This window comes from Streptomyces sp. NPDC046308, from assembly GCF_055588065.1.
The window spans coordinates 61,375-77,377 of the sequence record NZ_JBVJFB010000009.1; the positions used below are offsets into that span (position 1 = coordinate 61,375).

At 71.7% G+C, this 16,003-nt stretch carries 9 protein-coding genes; all 9 read left to right on the forward strand.

Going from position 1 to position 16,003, the window contains the following annotated elements; translation table 11 throughout:
- The first annotated feature begins 45 nt into the window (after positions 1-45).
- Positions 46-1,716: an ABC transporter substrate-binding protein gene (locus ACZ6JT_RS30085; RefSeq protein ID WP_469214545.1), complete on the forward strand. Its 1,671-nt coding sequence runs from the start codon at positions 46-48 to the stop codon at positions 1,714-1,716.
- Complete coding sequence (locus ACZ6JT_RS30090) at positions 1,713-2,678, forward strand: ABC transporter permease (protein ID WP_469214546.1); 966 nt, start codon at positions 1,713-1,715, stop codon at positions 2,676-2,678. The genes ACZ6JT_RS30085 and ACZ6JT_RS30090 overlap by 4 nt, the downstream gene beginning before the upstream one ends.
- A complete protein-coding gene (locus ACZ6JT_RS30095) occupies positions 2,675-3,589 on the forward strand; it encodes an ABC transporter permease (protein ID WP_469214548.1) in 915 nt (304 codons plus the stop codon). The genes ACZ6JT_RS30090 and ACZ6JT_RS30095 overlap by 4 nt, the downstream gene beginning before the upstream one ends.
- Positions 3,589-4,593 carry an ABC transporter ATP-binding protein gene (locus tag ACZ6JT_RS30100; protein ID WP_469214550.1) on the forward strand — a complete coding sequence of 335 codons (1,005 nt, stop codon included), beginning with the start codon at positions 3,589-3,591 and terminating at the stop codon, positions 4,591-4,593. Before ACZ6JT_RS30095 ends, ACZ6JT_RS30100 begins: the two co-directional genes overlap by 1 nt.
- On the forward strand, positions 4,590-5,459 hold the full coding sequence (locus ACZ6JT_RS30105; protein ID WP_469214552.1) for an ATP-binding cassette domain-containing protein: 870 nt from the start codon (positions 4,590-4,592) through the stop codon (positions 5,457-5,459). Before ACZ6JT_RS30100 ends, ACZ6JT_RS30105 begins: the two co-directional genes overlap by 4 nt.
- Positions 5,460-5,578: 119 nt before the next feature.
- Positions 5,579-6,382 (forward strand): class I SAM-dependent methyltransferase, encoded by an 804-nt coding sequence (locus tag ACZ6JT_RS30110; protein ID WP_469214554.1) that lies wholly within the window; start codon positions 5,579-5,581, stop codon positions 6,380-6,382.
- Between the two features lie 369 nt (positions 6,383-6,751).
- Complete coding sequence (locus ACZ6JT_RS30115; protein WP_469215003.1) at positions 6,752-12,988, forward strand: DNRLRE domain-containing protein; 6,237 nt, start codon at positions 6,752-6,754, stop codon at positions 12,986-12,988.
- Between the two features lie 163 nt (positions 12,989-13,151).
- On the forward strand, positions 13,152-13,520 hold the full coding sequence (locus ACZ6JT_RS30120) for a hypothetical protein (protein WP_469214556.1): 369 nt from the start codon (positions 13,152-13,154) through the stop codon (positions 13,518-13,520).
- 535 nt (positions 13,521-14,055) lie between these two features.
- On the forward strand, positions 14,056-15,363 hold the full coding sequence (locus tag ACZ6JT_RS30125; RefSeq protein ID WP_469214558.1) for a Kelch repeat-containing protein: 1,308 nt from the start codon (positions 14,056-14,058) through the stop codon (positions 15,361-15,363).
- The last annotated feature ends 640 nt before the right edge of the window (positions 15,364-16,003 follow it).

A 16,003-nucleotide genomic window follows, 5' to 3' on the forward strand; every position in this document is an offset into this window, starting at 1 on the left:
GAGCAGCACGAACCCCACCACGCTCACCCCTCAGGGAGCCAGACGATGTCCTCAGCCACATCGGGATCGCCGCACCACCGAAGCAGCCGGATCCGCCACCTCCTCGCGACCGCCCTCGCGGCAGGCGCGTTGCTCGTCACCACCGCGTGCAGCGGCACCACGGGCGGACAGGAGGACGGAGCCACCGCCTTCGAGCTCACCGACGCGACGCCGGCCGCCGCCGGCACCGTCGACTCCTTCACCTGGTCGATCTTCGCGGAGCCGACCACCATCGACTACGCCTACTCCTTCGACTACCCGCCCAACCAGATCCTCGCCAACGTCTGCGAGAGCCTGCTCCGCTGGAACCCCGATCTGACGACCTCGCCGAACCTGGCCTCCTCGTACATCAACCCCACGCCCACCACCTGGGTCTACCAGATCCGCCCCGGCGTGCGCTTCCACGACGGGACGCCGCTCACCGCCGACGACGTCGTGGCCTCGCTGCGCCGCAACCTCGACCCCGAGACGGCCAGCGTCTGGGCCAACACCTTCCGGAACGTGAAGTCGGTCGACCGCACCGGGCCGATGGAGGTCACCGTCACGCTGGCGCGGCCCGACTCCACCTTCAACAAGTACCTCGCCGCCAGCCCGGGCACCGTGGAGTCCGCCGCCACCCTCGCCAAGTCCGGCAAGGACTACGGCAATCCGCAGACCGGCGTGAACTGCACCGGCCCGTTCTCCTTCGGCTCCTGGACCTCGGGCCAGTCCCTCACCCTCAAGCGGTTCGACGACTACTGGAACCCCGCCCTCAAGGCCAAGTCCGGGCAGGTGAAGTTCGTCTTCCTGGCCGACGCGACCACCCGCGTCAACGCCTTCCAGAGCGGTGAGGTCGACGGCGGCTGGATGGTCCCGCCGAACGCCTACTCCCAACTGCGCGACACCCGGGCCGGAACGCTCTACTTCGGCCGCAACACCACCGTCGCCGACGAGGTGGTCGGCAACCTCAAGGGCCCGCTCGGCGACGCCCGGGTCCGTCGGGCCCTGTTGATGGCCATCGACCGCGAGGGCATCGTCAAGGCCGGCGCCGGCGGGGTCGGCGAGGTCGCCGACTCGCTCATCACCGAGAACCTCTGGAACGAGGGGCCCGTCGCGTCCCGCGACGCCATCCTCAAGGAACTCCCCGCGTACCCCTACGACCCGGCCAAGGCCAAGGCGCTCGCCGCCGAGGCCGGAGTGAACGGCCAGAAGGTCGTGATCGCGACCAGCCCGCTGGACTCCCAGACGACCATCATCACGCAGGCCGTCGCCCAGGCCGCCACCGCCATCGGACTGAAACCGCAGATCGACTCCGTCTCCGCGGAGAAGTACACGACGCTCTTCACCGACCCGGCCGCGCGCGAGGGCATCGACCTCTTCCTCACCTTCTGGTACACCTCCATCACCGACCCGCTGGACATGTACGGCTCCCTGCAGACCGGCGCGTTCGGCAACTACGGCAACTGGTCCGACCCCGCCTTCGACCGGGCCGTCGACAAGGCGATCGCGAGCCACGACCCCGTCGAGCACATGGCCGCCAACGCCGACGCCCAGCGGATCGCGATGCGCGAACTGCCCTGGCTGCCCCTCTACACCCAGCCCGTGAGCGTGTTCCTCGGCAAGCGGATCACCGGCGTCAAGCCGTCCATCGCCTACCTCTACCACCCGTGGGCGGCCGAGATCGGGGCGAAGGGATGACCGTCGCGCCGGCACCGGCCGGACGCGTGCTGCGCAAGCTGGCCGGCATGGCGGCGACCCTCCTCGTCACCTCGTTCCTCGTCTTCTCCTCGCTGTTCCTGGCGCCCGGCGACCCCGCCGCCTTCCTCGTCAAGGGGCGCAGCCCGAGCCCGCAGGAACTCGCCGAGATCCGCCGCCAGTACGGCTTCGACGAGCCGTTCCTGGTCCGCTACTGGAACTGGCTGGAGGGCGTCCTGCACGGCGACCTCGGCCGCTCCCACCTCTTCCACCAGGACGTCTCCTCGGTCATCTGGTCGCGGCTGCCCGCGTCCCTGCTGCTCATCGGCGTAGCGGCCCTGATGATCGCGGTCGTGGGCATCGGATCCGGTGTGGTGGGCGCGCTGCGCCGGGGCACGCGGACCGACCGCACCCTGATGCTCCTGGTCACCGTGGGCGCCGCGGCGCCCGCCTTCGTCGCCGCGCTCCTGCTCAGATCGGTGCTGGGCGTGCAACTGGGCTGGTTCCCGACGATCGGCAACGGCGCCGGTGTCCTCGACCGCCTCCACCACGTGGTGCTCCCGGCCGCCGCCCTGTCCGTGACCTTCGTGGCGCTGGTGACCCGCGTGACCCGCTCGGCCATGCTCGACGAACTGCGCCGCGAGCACGTCGAAGTGGCCCTCAGCCGGGGGACACCCCGCCGGACCGTCATCCGGCGGCACGTCCTGCGCAACGCCCTGGGACCGATCGTGACCGTCTCCGGGCTCCTGGTCTCGGGAATGCTGGTCAGCACCGCGATCGTGGAGACCGCCTTCGGGATGTCCGGGGTGGGCTCCCTGCTGGTGCAGGCGGTGGACCAGCTGGACTTCCAGGTCGTCCAGGCGGTCGTCCTGTTGGTGGTGGCCGCGTTCGTCGTGGTCAACGCACTCGTCGACCTGGTGCACCCGCTGATCGATCCGCGGATGGCGGCGGGGAGCGCACGATGACCCCACCCACCACGAACCCCGGACCGGCCGCACCGACCGCCCGGCCCGCCACGGCGACGCCGGCGGCCGAGGGCCGTCGCGCGCTGACCCGGCTCCGCAGCCTCGGCGGCAGCCGGCTCCAGCGGACCTGCCTGCTGCTCCTCGTCGTCTTCGTCCTGGTGGCGCTGCTCGCGCCCTGGCTCGCCCCCCAGGACCCGACCTTCGGCCGCCTCGGCGACACCCTCCTGGGGCCGGGCGCCGACCACTGGCTGGGCACCGACCAGGGCGGCCACGACACCTTCTCGGCCCTGATCGCCGGTACCCGCACCAGCCTCGCCGGACCCCTCGCCGTGGTGCTCTTCTCCACCCTCCTCGGCACGGCGGTCGGCCTGGTCACCGCCTGGCGCGGCGGCTGGACCGACGCCGTCACCGGACGGGTCCTCGACGTCGTCTTCGCCTTCCCCGCGCTGCTCCTGGCGATCCTCGCGGTGGCCCTCTTCGGCAAGGGGATGACGGCGCCGGTCCTCGCCATGGCGATCGCCTACACGCCGTACACCGCCCGCCTCGTCCGCGGACTCGCCGTCCAGGAAAAGGCCCGCCCCTACATCGCCGCCTACCAAGTGCAGGGCCACTCCGCCCTGTTCGTGACGGTCCGCAGGATGCTGCCCAACATCGCCCCGACCCTGCTCGCCCAGTCGACGGTCAACTTCGGCTACGCCCTGCTCGACCTCGCCGCCCTCTCGTTCCTGGGGCTCGGCGTACAGCCGCCGACACCCGACTGGGGCGCCATGATCAACCAGGGGCAGGCGGCCGTCCTCGAAGGACGGCCACTGTCCGCGATCGCGCCGGCCGTGGCGGTCGTCCTGGTGGTCGTCGCCTTCAACGTGGTCGGGGAAAACCTCGGCGACCGGCTCGCGGGGAGGGACTCCTGATGACACTGCTCGCCTACGAAGGCCTCAGCGTCACCCTGCCCGCCATGGCCCGCCCCCTCCTCGACGGCGTCGACCTGCGGGTCCGCGCAGGGGAGGTCGTCGCCCTGGTCGGCGAATCCGGCTCGGGCAAGTCCGTCACCGCCCGCGCCGCCCTCGGCCTGTTCCCGGCGGGCGCCGAAGTCGGCGGTCGGGTACGGGTCGACGGGACCGACCTCGTCGGCGCCGACGCCGCCGCCCTGCGCGACGTACGGACCAACAAGGCGGCGATGATCTACCAGGACCCGCGGGCCGCCATCAACCCGGTACGCCGCGTCGGGGACTTCCTCACCGAACCGCTGCGCCAGGTCCACGGCTGGTCCAAGGCCCAAGCCGACGCCAGGGCCGCCGAACTCCTCGACGCGGTGGGCCTGCCCGACCCCGCCCGGCACCTGAACCAGTACCCGCACGAGCTCTCCGGCGGAATGCTCCAGCGCGTCGTGATCGCCGCCGCCCTCACCACCGAACCGCGGCTGCTGCTCTGCGACGAGCCGACCACCGCACTCGACGTCAGCACCCAGGCCGAGATCCTCGCCATCCTGGGACGCCTCCAGCGCGAACGCGGCCTCGGCCTCCTCCTGATCACGCACGACATCGAACTCGCGGCCGCGGTCAGCGACCGGATCTACGTCATGTACGCGGGCCGGATCGTCGAGACCGCGCCCGTGGGGGAGCTCTTCACCTCACCCCGCCACCCCTACACCGCAGGCCTGCTCGGCTCCTCACCGCCGCTCCACGGCCCGCTCGCCCGGCTCACCCCCATCCCGGGCGCCCCGATGGGCCTGCTGGAGTCCGCTCCCGGCTGCGCCTTCGCACCCCGGTGCCGCTTCGCCGAACCCGGCCGCTGCGACCAGTCCGCGCCCCTGCTCGGGCGGCACGGCCCGGCCGAGGTCGCGTGCCACCGCACGGCCGAACTGGCCGCGGCCCCGCCCGCGCCTTCCCCCGCACCCTGCACGGAGGACAGTTGACCACCGCCCCCACCGCCCCGCTCCTCCAGGTGAGCGGCCTGCGCAAGACCTACCGGACCGGCGGCGCCGAGGTCGTCGCGGTCGACGACCTGTCGTTCACCCTCCGGGCGGGCGGGGCCCTCGGCATCGTCGGAGAGTCCGGTTCCGGGAAGACCACCACGGCCCGGATGCTGATCGGCCTCGAACGCCCCGACGCGGGCCGGATCCTCGTCCAGGGCGAGCCGCTGGCCGCGTCCGTACGGGGCAGACCGGCGCGGCTGGCCCGGGCCAAGGCCGTACAGATCGTCTTCCAGGACCCCTACCTCTCGCTGGACGCCCGGATCAGCATCGGCGCGACGATCGACGACGTGCTCCGCCTGCACGGAACCCTTGACCGTGCGGCGCGGGCGGGCCGGGTCCGGGAGCTGCTGGCCCAGGTCGGCCTCGGCGACCGCGAGGCAGCCGCCCTGCCCCGCCGCCTCTCGGGCGGGCAGCGCCAACGCGCGGCGATCGCCCGGGCGCTGGCGGTGGAACCCGCCGTCCTGGTGCTCGACGAGGCGGTGTCGGCCCTGGACGTCTCCGTGCAGGCGCAGGTGCTCAACCTGCTGTCGGACATCCGGCGCGACACCGGCATCGGGCTGGTCTTCGTCAGCCACGACCTGGCCGTCGTCCGCTACGTCTGCGACGAGGCCCTGGTCATGTACCGGGGGCGGACCATGGAACACCGCCCGGTTTCCGAGCTCCTCACCTCGCCCCGGGATCCCTACACCAAGCTGTTGCTGGCCTCCGTACCCCGGCCGGGCTGGGACCCGGATTCGATCAGCCGGCGCCGCCGCCGCCTCGATCCGTTCACGAACGGAGGCCACCGGCCGGCCGCGGCGGGGTAGCCGAACCGTTCGGCAGGGGCGGCCGGGGAATCCGTACGGGGGATTTCCGGTGCCGGTCGCCGCCGGAGGCCGGGTTGTGCCCCACCATCGGCGGATCGACCCCGGCCCGGGAGGACCTCATGAGCACCCCGTACGCGTCCGCAGCTCCGTACTACGCCCGCTACCGGCCCCCGTACCCGGCGGAGTTCCACGAGCTGCTCGCGGACCGGTTCGCGCTCGACGGGTCGCAGACCGTACTGGACCTCGGCGCCGGGCCCGGCCCGATCACCCTGGCCCTGGCACCGCTGGCCGACCAGGTCTACGCCGTCGACCCGGATCCGGCCATGCTCGCCGAGGGATCCCGGCTCGCCGAGGAGCGGGGCCTCGCGAACACCTCCTGGCTGGTGGGTGACGCCGCCGGCATCGGCCGGCTCTGCCTGCCCCGGATCGACCTGTGCGTCATCGGCGGGGCCTTCCACCTGATGGACCGGGAACGGGTGCCGGCCGATCTGGACGCCGTGCTCGCGCCCCGGGGCGGGATCGTCCTCGTCGACTCCGTGCCCCGGCCCGGCGCCCCGCGGCCGCCCTGGGCGGCGGTCGTCGAGGAGGTGTCCGCGCGGTACCTCGGAGCCGGTCCCGGCGGGGCGGACGAGTGGGACGACGCGGACCGGTCGGGCGGGCCGCAGGACACCGAGGACCTGCTCGCCAAGTCGCCCTTCTCCCGCGTCGAGACGGTCACGTGGGACCAGACGCTGCGTCACACCGTGGACGAGGTGATCGGCCTCCGGTACTCATGCCCCTCCTCCTGCCCGGCCCTCTTCGGCGACCGCAGGGCCGCCTTCGAGTCCGAGCTGCGGCAGGCCCTGCTGGACCACGACCCCGGTGGTCTCCACAGCCGGACCGTCCGCGTCCGGGCCGTCATCGCGACGAGGCGCCGGCCGTGACCGCGGGGCCGGCTCACGGGGAGGGCCGGCGCTGCCCTGGCAGCGCGTCTCGACGGGGCGACGCCCCTTCCCGTTGGCGAGAACAGGCTGGTCAGAGCGGGTACCGGTGCAGCGGACAGGAGCGAGAGGCCGTTCTGCTCACCTTTCTGTAACGCTTGATCAGATCCGGGTGCGTCATGCGTTGTTCTGTCCGTTTTGGAATCGAAGACTCCAGTTAGGTTCTGATCCGCACCGGCCACTTTCGGCCATGTGTCTCGTGGTTCTCTCTCTGGAGAAGCAGTGAAATTCAGTAGTAGACCGGGCTCCCGCTGGTGGGGTGGCCGGGCATTGACAGGTGGTCCCGCGCGGCTGGGGGCCACTGCGGCGACCATGGCCCTGGTGGTGGCGGCCTCGGCGCTTCAGGGCTCCGGGACCGCCTTCGCCGCGGGCGCCCCGCAGGTGCCCGTCGGCCGGCCGGGGACCGCCGCGGCGACCGCCGCCGCCGACATACCCTCGGCCCGCGTGGCCGCACGCCTTTCGGGCCAACGGGTCGAAGCGCTTTCGGAGCGTTCGGAAACGTCGACGACGTGGGTCAACAAGGACGGCTCGCTGACCTCCGAGGTTGCGGCCGGCCCGATCCGCCTCAAGGACGCGGCGGGCCAGTGGCGTGATGTGGACGTCGACCTCACCACGGCGCCCGACGGCTCCGTGACGTCGAAGGCGCACCCGCAGGGGCTGCGGCTCTCCGGTAAGAAGGGGTCGAAGGCCCAGTCGCTCGACGCCGCCCAGTCCATGCCGGGCACCGACCTGGTGACGCTGGGCCAGGGAGACGAGGCCATCACCCTCCAGTGGCGCGGTGGACTGCCCGCCCCGGTGCTGGACGGCACCCGCGCGACCTACCGGGACGCGGTGCCGGGTGCGGACGTGGTGGTCGAGGCGACGCGTACCGGCTTCGAGCAGTTCGTCGAGGTCAAGACGAAGCCCGCGGCCGGCTTCTCCTACACGCTGCCACTGAGGTCCAAGGGCCTCAAGGTCGAGCAGCAGCCCGACGGCAGCGTGCTCTTCACCGACAAGAAGTCGAAGAAGACCGCGACGATGCCCGCCCCCGTCATGTGGGACTCGGCGGTCGACGCGGCCTCGGGTGAGCACACCCGCCGCGCGAAGGTCGGCCTCAAGGTCGTCAAGAACAAGGACGGCGCGGACCTCGTCGTCACCCCCGACGCGGGCTTCCTCGCCGATCCGGCCACCAAGTACCCCGTGACGGTCGATCCTTCGACGTCCACGCTGGGCAACCTGTTCGACACCTACGTCCAGCAGGGCGAGACGGTCGACTGGTCAGGCGACACCGAACTGGACCTCGGCAACCCGGGCACCAAGAACGCCGACGGCACCTTCCGTACGGCCCGTTCCTTCATCACCTGGAACACCGCACCGGTCGCGGACGCGCTGATCTCCGACGCCAAGCTGTCGCTGTGGAACTTCCACTCCGGGAACACCGACTGCTCGGCCCAGCCCTGGGAGGTGTGGACCTCCAACGGGCCCACCACGGCCTCCCGCTGGACCAACCAGCCGGCCATGGTCACCAAGATGGCCACCTCCACCGAGACCAAGGGCAACCCGGGCTGTGCCTCCCAGCCCGACGGCTGGGTCACCGCGGACGTCAAGAACCTGGTCCAGCACTGGGCCAACAACAAGTGGACGTTCTCCAGCATGGGCCTGCGCGCCACGGACGAGAACAACACCAAACAGTGGAAGCGCGTCAACTCCGCCAACGCCTCCGCCAACGTCCCGAAGCTGACCGTCACCTACAACTACCGGCCGCGTACGGGCACGAACCAGGAGGCGGGACCGCCGTTCTTCTCCTACGGCGGCGCCTACACCGTCAACACGGTGACGCCGGTCCTGCGTGACACCTTCGTCGACGCGAACGGGGACAAGGTCAACGGCAGCTTCCAGATCTTCGACGCGGCCACCGACACCCAGGTCGGCAACGTGATCGTCTCCCCGTTCGTCCCGTCCGGCCAGGTCGCCTCGGTGACCGTCCCGGCCGGCGTGCTGACCGACGGCAAGACGTACAAATTCCGCACCTCCCCCTACGACGGCACCCACTACAACCTGGGCTGGTCGGCCTGGAAGACCTTCACGGTCGACACCACGGTCCCGCAGCCCCCGGCCCGCGTGGTCTCCACGGACTACCCGACGAGCGGCTGGGTCAAGGGAGCCGGACAGGCCGGCACCTTCACCGTCACACCGCCGTCGGGCTCCGACCACCAGTGGATGGAGTGGTCCCTGGACGGCGTGACGTGGACGAAGGCCGCGACCAACGGCGGCTCCGCCGACGTGGCCCTGTCCGTCATCCCGCCCAACAACGGCACGCACGTCATCGAGGTGCGCTCCGTGGACAAGGCCGACAACAAGTCCCCGGCCATCGATTACACCTTCCACGCCGGGCCGGGCGGTTTCCTGCAGCCCGCGGACGACGAGAGCACCGCGCGCCGCGTCACCCTCGCTGCCGAGGGTGACGCCGCCCGCTACGACAAGGTCTCCTTCTCCTGGCGCCGTTCCGAGGCGGATGCCTGGACGCAGATCCCGGTCGCCCACGTCACGTCGGGCGGAGCACCGCTGGCCGCATGGCCCGTACCGCTGACGGGGGGCAAGAACGCGCCCCTCGTATGGGAGGCCACGAGCACGGTCGACCCCGACGGCAGCATCCAGATCAAGGCGGACTACACCGGTCCCGCCTCCGCATCCGGCAGCACCGCGCCCCTCTCCGTCATCGTCGACCGGGACGGCGAAGGAGCCGCGGCGACCCCGGTCGGCCCCGGTTCGCTGAACCTCCTCACCGGGGACCACCGCCTCTCCCAGACGGACGCCGCGTACTTCGGCATCACCGTCGGCCGCACCTCCTCCTCGCGCAACCCGCAGGCGGGAGGACAGGCCGGCCAGGCGCCCGTCTTCGGCAACGAGTGGATCTCCGGCGTCAAGGCGGACGCGGCCGCCTCCGCGTTCAGCCACGTCCGGCGGATCTCGGACACCGCCGTCGCGGCGGTCGGCTCCGACGGTGGCGAAACCCACTTCACCGCCAACGCGGCACGCAACGGGTGGATACCCCAGGCCGGAGCCCAGCAGCTCAGCCTCCAGGGATCGGTCACCACCGACTTCACGCTGTCGGAGCCCGACGGCACCATCACGAAGTTCACCAAGCCCACCCCCGCTTCACCGACCTGGCAGGTCTCCAGCACCCAGATCGAGGGGATCTCGGACTCGACCACCACGGTCGTCTCCGAGACGATCACCGTCGGCACGGACCAGCTCGCCCGGCCGGCGAAGGTCATCGCACCGACCTCGGCGGTCACCGCGAGCACCTGCAACGCCACCCCCTCCACCAAGGGCTGCCGCGTCGTCGAGTTCGTCTACGCCACGAGCACCACGGCGACCACGCTGGCCCTCGGTGACTTCACCGGCCGGGTCAAGGAGCTCCGGCTCTGGTCGACCGTCCCGGGTGCGGCGGGGGCCACCGCCAAGACCGTCGCGACCTACCGGTACGACAACGGCGGCCGTCTGCGCCAGGAATGGAACCCGAACCTGCCGGAGACCGCCAAGACGCAGTACGCCTACGACGCGGCCGGCCGCGTCACCTCACTCACGCCGGGCTCCGACCTGCCCTGGACCCTCACCTACGGCAAGGCCGGCACGGGGAGCGCGGCCAGCGACGGCATGCTCCTCAAGGCGTCTCGACCCGCCCTCAAGCAGGGCACCGCGGACGTGCAGGAGGGCACGGCGACCACCTCGGCCGTCTACGAGGTGCCCCTCACGGGCGGCTCCGCACCCCACAAGATGGGCGCGAACGACGTCAAGGCCTGGGGCCAGTCCGAGGGGCCGACCGACGCGACCGCGGTCTTCCAGGCCGACGCCGTCCCGGCCTCACACGTGGGCACCGGCCTCGGCGCCGGCGACTACGGCCGCGCCACCGTCCACTACCTGGACGCATCGGCCCGCAAGGTGAACACCGCCCAGCCGGGCGGCCACATCGAATCCACCGAGTTCGACCGGTTCGGCAACACCGTGCGCGAGCTGTCCGCGGGCAACCGCGCCATCGCGCTCGGCATCGGATCCCAGGCCGCCGCCGTCAACGTCGACCTCGGCATCGGATCGCTCCCCACCGCGGAGCGCGCCGAACTGCTCTCCACCCGCACGGTCCGCAACAGCGCCGGAACCCGTGAACTTGCCGGCTTCGGACCGCTGCACCGAGCAACCCTCGCGCAGGACCTGAAGAGCGGCGCCACCACGCTGGTCGCGGCGGGCACATCGGTCATCGCCCGCGCCTGGACCGTGTCCGAATACGACGAGGGACGCCCCACCGACGGGTCCGCGGTCGTCTCGGACCGGATCACCCGGCGCACGGCCGGCGCTCAGGTGCGTGAACACCCGTCGGTGCACGCCGACACGCGCGTCTCGCGGACCGTCTACGACTGGACTCGCGGTCTGGCCGTCCAGGAGATCCAGGACCCCTCTGGTCTCGCGATCACCACGACCACCGAATACGACGCGCAGGGACGGGTGACCAAGAAGATCGCTCCCGGTGGCACCGGGAACGACGCGGCCACCACGGTGACCACCTACTGGTCCGCCTCCGGCGCCGGCTCCTGCCAGGGCCGTCCCGAGTGGGCTGACCTGGTGTGCTCCACCGGCCCCGGCGGCGCCATCACCGGTGGTGGTTCCAACCCCACCGCGCGGGCCACCCGTACGAGCGAGTACAACTGGTGGGGCAACACGGCCAAGATCACGGAGAGTGCGAACGGCGCCACGCGCACCATCACCACCGCGCACGACGCCGCCGGCAGGCCCACCACGGTGACGGTCACCGGAAACGGCGGTCAGGCCGTGCCCGACGTGACCACCGAGTACGACGCCGTGTCCGGCCGTGCAACCAGGACCACGTCGCCCACCGGCGGCACCGTCACCAAGACGTACGACAAGCTGGGCCGCCAGATCTCGTACGCGGACGCCGACGGCGGCACCACGAGCGTCTCCTACGACGTCCTCGGCCGTCCCGTCCAGGTCTCCGACAGCGTTCCCAGTACGCGGACCTTCACCTACGACCACGCCGCCGAGCCGCGCGGCCTGGCCACCAAGGTCGTCGACTCCGTGGCGGGCGCCTTCACGGCGACCTACACCCCCGACGGCAGCGTGGACGGCGAGACGCTGCCCGGCGGCTACCGGGTGAAGACCGTGGAGGACCCCTCGGGCGGCCGCACCCAGCGGACGTACACCCGCGACAGTGACGGTGAGATCGTCTACTCCGACACCGTGACCAACACCGTGCACGGACAGGCTGCGACCCGCTCTGGCTGGTCCGAGCAGGAGTACGGTTACGACGCGGTCGGGCGGCTCACCGCCGTGGCGGACACCGCCGAGACCGTCTGCACGACGCGGTCGTACACCTTCGACGCGCGCAGCAACCGCACGGCACTGGCCACCGCCTCCGCCCCGCCGGGCGCGGCCTGCCCCACATCGGGCGGGACCGTGCAGAGCCAGTCGTACGACACCGCGGACCGTCTCGTCTCCGGCGGCCGCACCTACGACGCCTTCGGCCGCATCACCACGCAGCCCGGCGGCACGGGCGTCGAATACCACGCCAACGACCTGGTCTACCGCGAGACCGTGCCCGGCAAGCGCCAGACCTGGCAGCTGGACGCCGCGCACCGCTTCCGGTCCTGGACGGTCGAGTCGGGCAGCGGGTCGACGTGGGTGCAGAACTCCGCCCGCGTCAACCACTACGCCGGCGACTCCGACAGCCCGAGCTGGATCGTCGAGGACGCGGCCACGGGCCAGGTGACCCGCAACGTGGACTCGCTCGGCGGCGGCCTCGCGGCGACCACGGGCAAGACCGGTCAGGTCGTGCTCCAGCTGTCCTCGCTCCACGGGGACGTCGCGCTCCAGCTCCCGCTGGACGCCGCGGTCGCCCCGGTGGCCCTCGACACGGACGAGTACGGGCAGCGCCGGGCCGGGATCCCGGCGGCCCGCTACGGCTGGGTCGGCACCGACCAGCGCTCGGCTGAGACGCAGTCCGGCCTGGTCCTGATGGGGGCGCGGCTCTATGATCCGGTCACCGGACGGTTCACCTCGGTCGACCCGGTCGAAGGCGGCAACGCCAATGCCTACGACTACTGCTCCGGCGATCCGGTCGGCTGCAAGGACGTCAGCGGGAATTTCGGCATCAACGACATCTGGCACGAGGGCAAGGCGTGTGCCAGGTACTGGTGGGCCTGCTGGGGTGTGGCGGACGTGAGCTGGTGGGCGTCCCAGACGGCCAAGGCCGCCTACAAGGACTCCAACAAGCAGAACGCCTACCGGCACTGCATCTGGCAGGCGATGCTGGTGTGGGACCTCGGCTACACGATCGCCAAGGCGTTCGGCGACGCCCACGAGGTCAAGCACCGGTACACCAAGAACAAGTATGACCGGGCCGACTCCATGGCGGACTTCCACAACAACAGGGTGGGACGCAGCATCGGTTCGCAGATCACGGCGTGGACGCGCTGGGGTGCCCAGAGTGCCGCCTGCAGCCGCTGCCAGCGGGCATGGAACACGGGGAGGATGGCCAACCGCGGCGATTACATGTGACCGACCGCGGGGGGGGGGGGGGGGGGGGGGGGGGGGGGGGGGGGGGGGGGGGGGGGGGGGGAGAAGAGGGGGGGGGGGTGGGGGGGGGGGGTGGGGGGGGTCCTCCCCCCCCCCCCCCCCCCCCCCCCCCCCCCGCGCCCACCTCGTCCTCACGGAGAAACGCATGCCGGTGAACCAGATGCCGCGCCCGTCCCGTCGACTGCCCGTCGGCTGGGCCATCACCCTTGCCTTCGATTTCCTGGCCACGATCCTGGCATCCCTCGTGCTGTGTGCCGTAGGCCTGCTGCTGCCCGGGATCACGGAGGACTACGGCCCCACCACCGAGCCCACCTCACCCAAGGCCCTGGCCTTCTTCCTGACCGCCCTCCTGCTGGTCCTGTCCCTGCCTGCGACGGCGGTCCTCCGCTCGCGGGCCGGGACCGAGCGCCTGCGCGCCCTCGCCCTGTGGCTCTCGGCCGTTCGTCTCGCGCTTGTCGTGCTCCCGGCCGCCGCCTTCGTCGTGTACGGCATCGTCACCATCGAGCTCGCCTGACGCGACCCCGGTACCACAGCGCCGGTGCCCGGTAGCGGGCGCCGGCGCCGCCGTGGGGGCGACGAGGATCAGCCCAGCGAGAGCGCCCGCACCCGCTCCTAGCGTCTGGCCGGCAACCCTCTGGCCGCCGGGCCGCTGACCGCCTTCGAACTCGTCCGGCCGCGTCCCCGATTGCGGCGGTGGGGGGTGGACGTGTCGGCTATGCACCCTGACCGGGGGAGCGTGGTGGAGCCATGACGACCGCCGTCCGCGCAAGCACTGTGCCGGTACGGGGCGGAGTGGACCGCGACCCAGCCCCGTTGGTGCCGCGCGGTGGATGAGCTGACCGGGTAGGACTCGGAACGTACCGCCATCACGTTCCGCAATTATCGCATCATCCTATGTAACTTCATGGTTGCTCCCATTCCCCCGCCGCGGCAGCCCTCGCCGAGGCATGCCCGGAGAGAGGTGCCCGATGAGGCGCGTCCCGCGAAGCGAACACGAGGCATCCCCGCCCGCCCGACGCAAACGCTCGCTCTGGCGCCGGCTCGCCGTCATGTCGCTCGCCCCGACGCTGGCGTTGGCGGCCACCGCGGCCACCGCCCAGGGCGTGTGGGTGACGCTCCCGGACATGCCGGGGCCGTTTTACAGCGTCGTGTCGAGTGCGGCTGCGAAATGTCCGGAAGGGCTCCACGGCACCTGCGTCTACGCCGTCAGCGCCGTCGACGTGGGCGACCGACAGAAGCTCGAGGCGTACAGCCCCGCCTCCGGAGCTTGGGTCACGCTGCCGGCCCACAGGTTCCCCCGCTACGACCCCGCGACCACGACGGCGCCGTGTCCCGGTGGGGTGAAGGGCGACTGCGTCTACGTCATCGGCGGCGTCGGCGGGGGCGGCGCGACCCTGGACACCGTGGAGGCCTACAGCACGGAGACCAACGTGTGGCTGACCGTGCGGTCCATGCCCACCGGGCGCGCGGAGACCGCTGCCGCCACCGCCCCCTGCCCCGTCGAACTGGGCCTGCGGGGAACCTGCGTGTACGTCTTCGGAGGCCGCGCCGGCACCCCGCTCGCCACGGTCGAGGCGTTCAGCCCGACCACCAACACCTGGGCCACCCTGCCACCCCTCCAGGTCGCCCGCCAAACCCACGGCGGCGCGGCCGCGCCCTGCCCCGGCGACCTGAAACTTCACGGCACCTGCGTGTACGCCATCAGCGGTACCGGCGTCGCCGGCCTGCTCCCCTCGGTGGAGGTGTTCAGCCCCGCCCTCGGCCAATGGCAGTACGCGGCCGACATCCCGACCCCCCGCGTCAACTTCGGCGCGGCGGCGGCCCCCTGCCCCGTGGGCATGAGCAACGGCTGCGTCTACACCGTGGGCGGCAGCACGGCCGGCGACCCCGTTGTGAACACCTTCGAGGCCTACACCCCGGCCACGAACGCCTGGGCGACTCTGCCCCCGCTCCCCACGGCGCGCGTCAACCTGGGCGCGGCCACGGCTCCCTGCCTCAGGAACAAGCACAGCCACTGCGTCTACGCTCTCGGCGGCACCAGCGCGACGGCTAGCTCGGCGATCGCCGAGGCCTTCGCGATCGAAGGCCGCCACTCCGAGCCCAAGCCGAAGGCCGACCCCAAGCACGACCCCAAGCCCGGGGAGAGGCCGAACCCGGAGGTCAAGACCGGCGACGAGCACCCCACCCACCCCGGAACCCAGCCCGGCCACCAGCCCGCGCCTCCGCACGCCTCGCCCGACGACCCGCCGCTCGACCCGCAGGCCGATGCCCCGCTGGAGCCGCTGCGGCCCCAGGGGCCGCCGCACCAGCGGGAGCAGGAGCACCGACAGGAACCGCAGACCGCCCCCGCGCCCTGAGACGCACATGGCACCCGCCCGAGCGCGCGCCGAAGGGGGCGGACGATGCCGCCGCGAAGGCCTGCTCCTGGCCGTTCTGATGGAGGGCGAACTGGACGACAGGCCGCCGTTACGGGGACGTCGACGACTAGTCGGAAGTGGGGACAGCGCGGGGCTGCGTCTCCTTCTGGAAGCCTTTCGCACCAGGACCGTCGTTCGCAAGCCTTGCGGAAGGCCCTCGGCGTACCTCGCTCGGGCAAAGACCAGGAAGGCAGTCGGTCCTCGAAGCCAGGGGCTTCTCGCGTTCCATGGTTCCCGCGGTCAGAAGAGGGATGGAGCGTTCGGATTTCGGTAGGGAGAGATCGGCTTCCCAGGCCCCCGTCTGCCTGTCCACATCCGCGTAGGCGAAAGCGTATCGGCCTGAGGCGGACGTCCGTTTCGTCGCGACAACGACGACAGTGCGGTCCTGCGCCAGATTGACCACCTTGCCCTTGACCGAAACGAGAAGACCGCTGTCAGGGGAATCGGGATCAGACTGCGGCGCTGAGATCGAGGTGATGCCTACAACGGTCTCTTGAGTCGAGTTCGGCGTTTCTGGAAGCACTTGTTCCGACCGTTCGGGTTCGCCGCCTTCGTCGTTAGGGCCGGAGAGGACCGCTAC

Coding starts and splice junctions, on each gene's coding strand:
- ACZ6JT_RS30110 (WP_469214554.1), top strand. CDS start 5,579: ATGAGCACCCCGTACGCGTCCGCAGCTCCGTACTACGCCCGCTACCGG.
- ACZ6JT_RS30095 (WP_469214548.1), top strand. CDS start 2,675: ATGACCCCACCCACCACGAACCCCGGACCGGCCGCACCGACCGCCCGG.
- ACZ6JT_RS30085 (WP_469214545.1), top strand. CDS start 46: ATGTCCTCAGCCACATCGGGATCGCCGCACCACCGAAGCAGCCGGATC.
- ACZ6JT_RS30120 (WP_469214556.1), top strand. CDS start 13,152: ATGCCGGTGAACCAGATGCCGCGCCCGTCCCGTCGACTGCCCGTCGGC.
- ACZ6JT_RS30100 (WP_469214550.1), top strand. CDS start 3,589: ATGACACTGCTCGCCTACGAAGGCCTCAGCGTCACCCTGCCCGCCATG.
- ACZ6JT_RS30115 (WP_469215003.1), top strand. CDS start 6,752: ATGGCCCTGGTGGTGGCGGCCTCGGCGCTTCAGGGCTCCGGGACCGCC.
- ACZ6JT_RS30090 (WP_469214546.1), top strand. CDS start 1,713: ATGACCGTCGCGCCGGCACCGGCCGGACGCGTGCTGCGCAAGCTGGCC.
- ACZ6JT_RS30125 (WP_469214558.1), top strand. CDS start 14,056: ATGTCGCTCGCCCCGACGCTGGCGTTGGCGGCCACCGCGGCCACCGCC.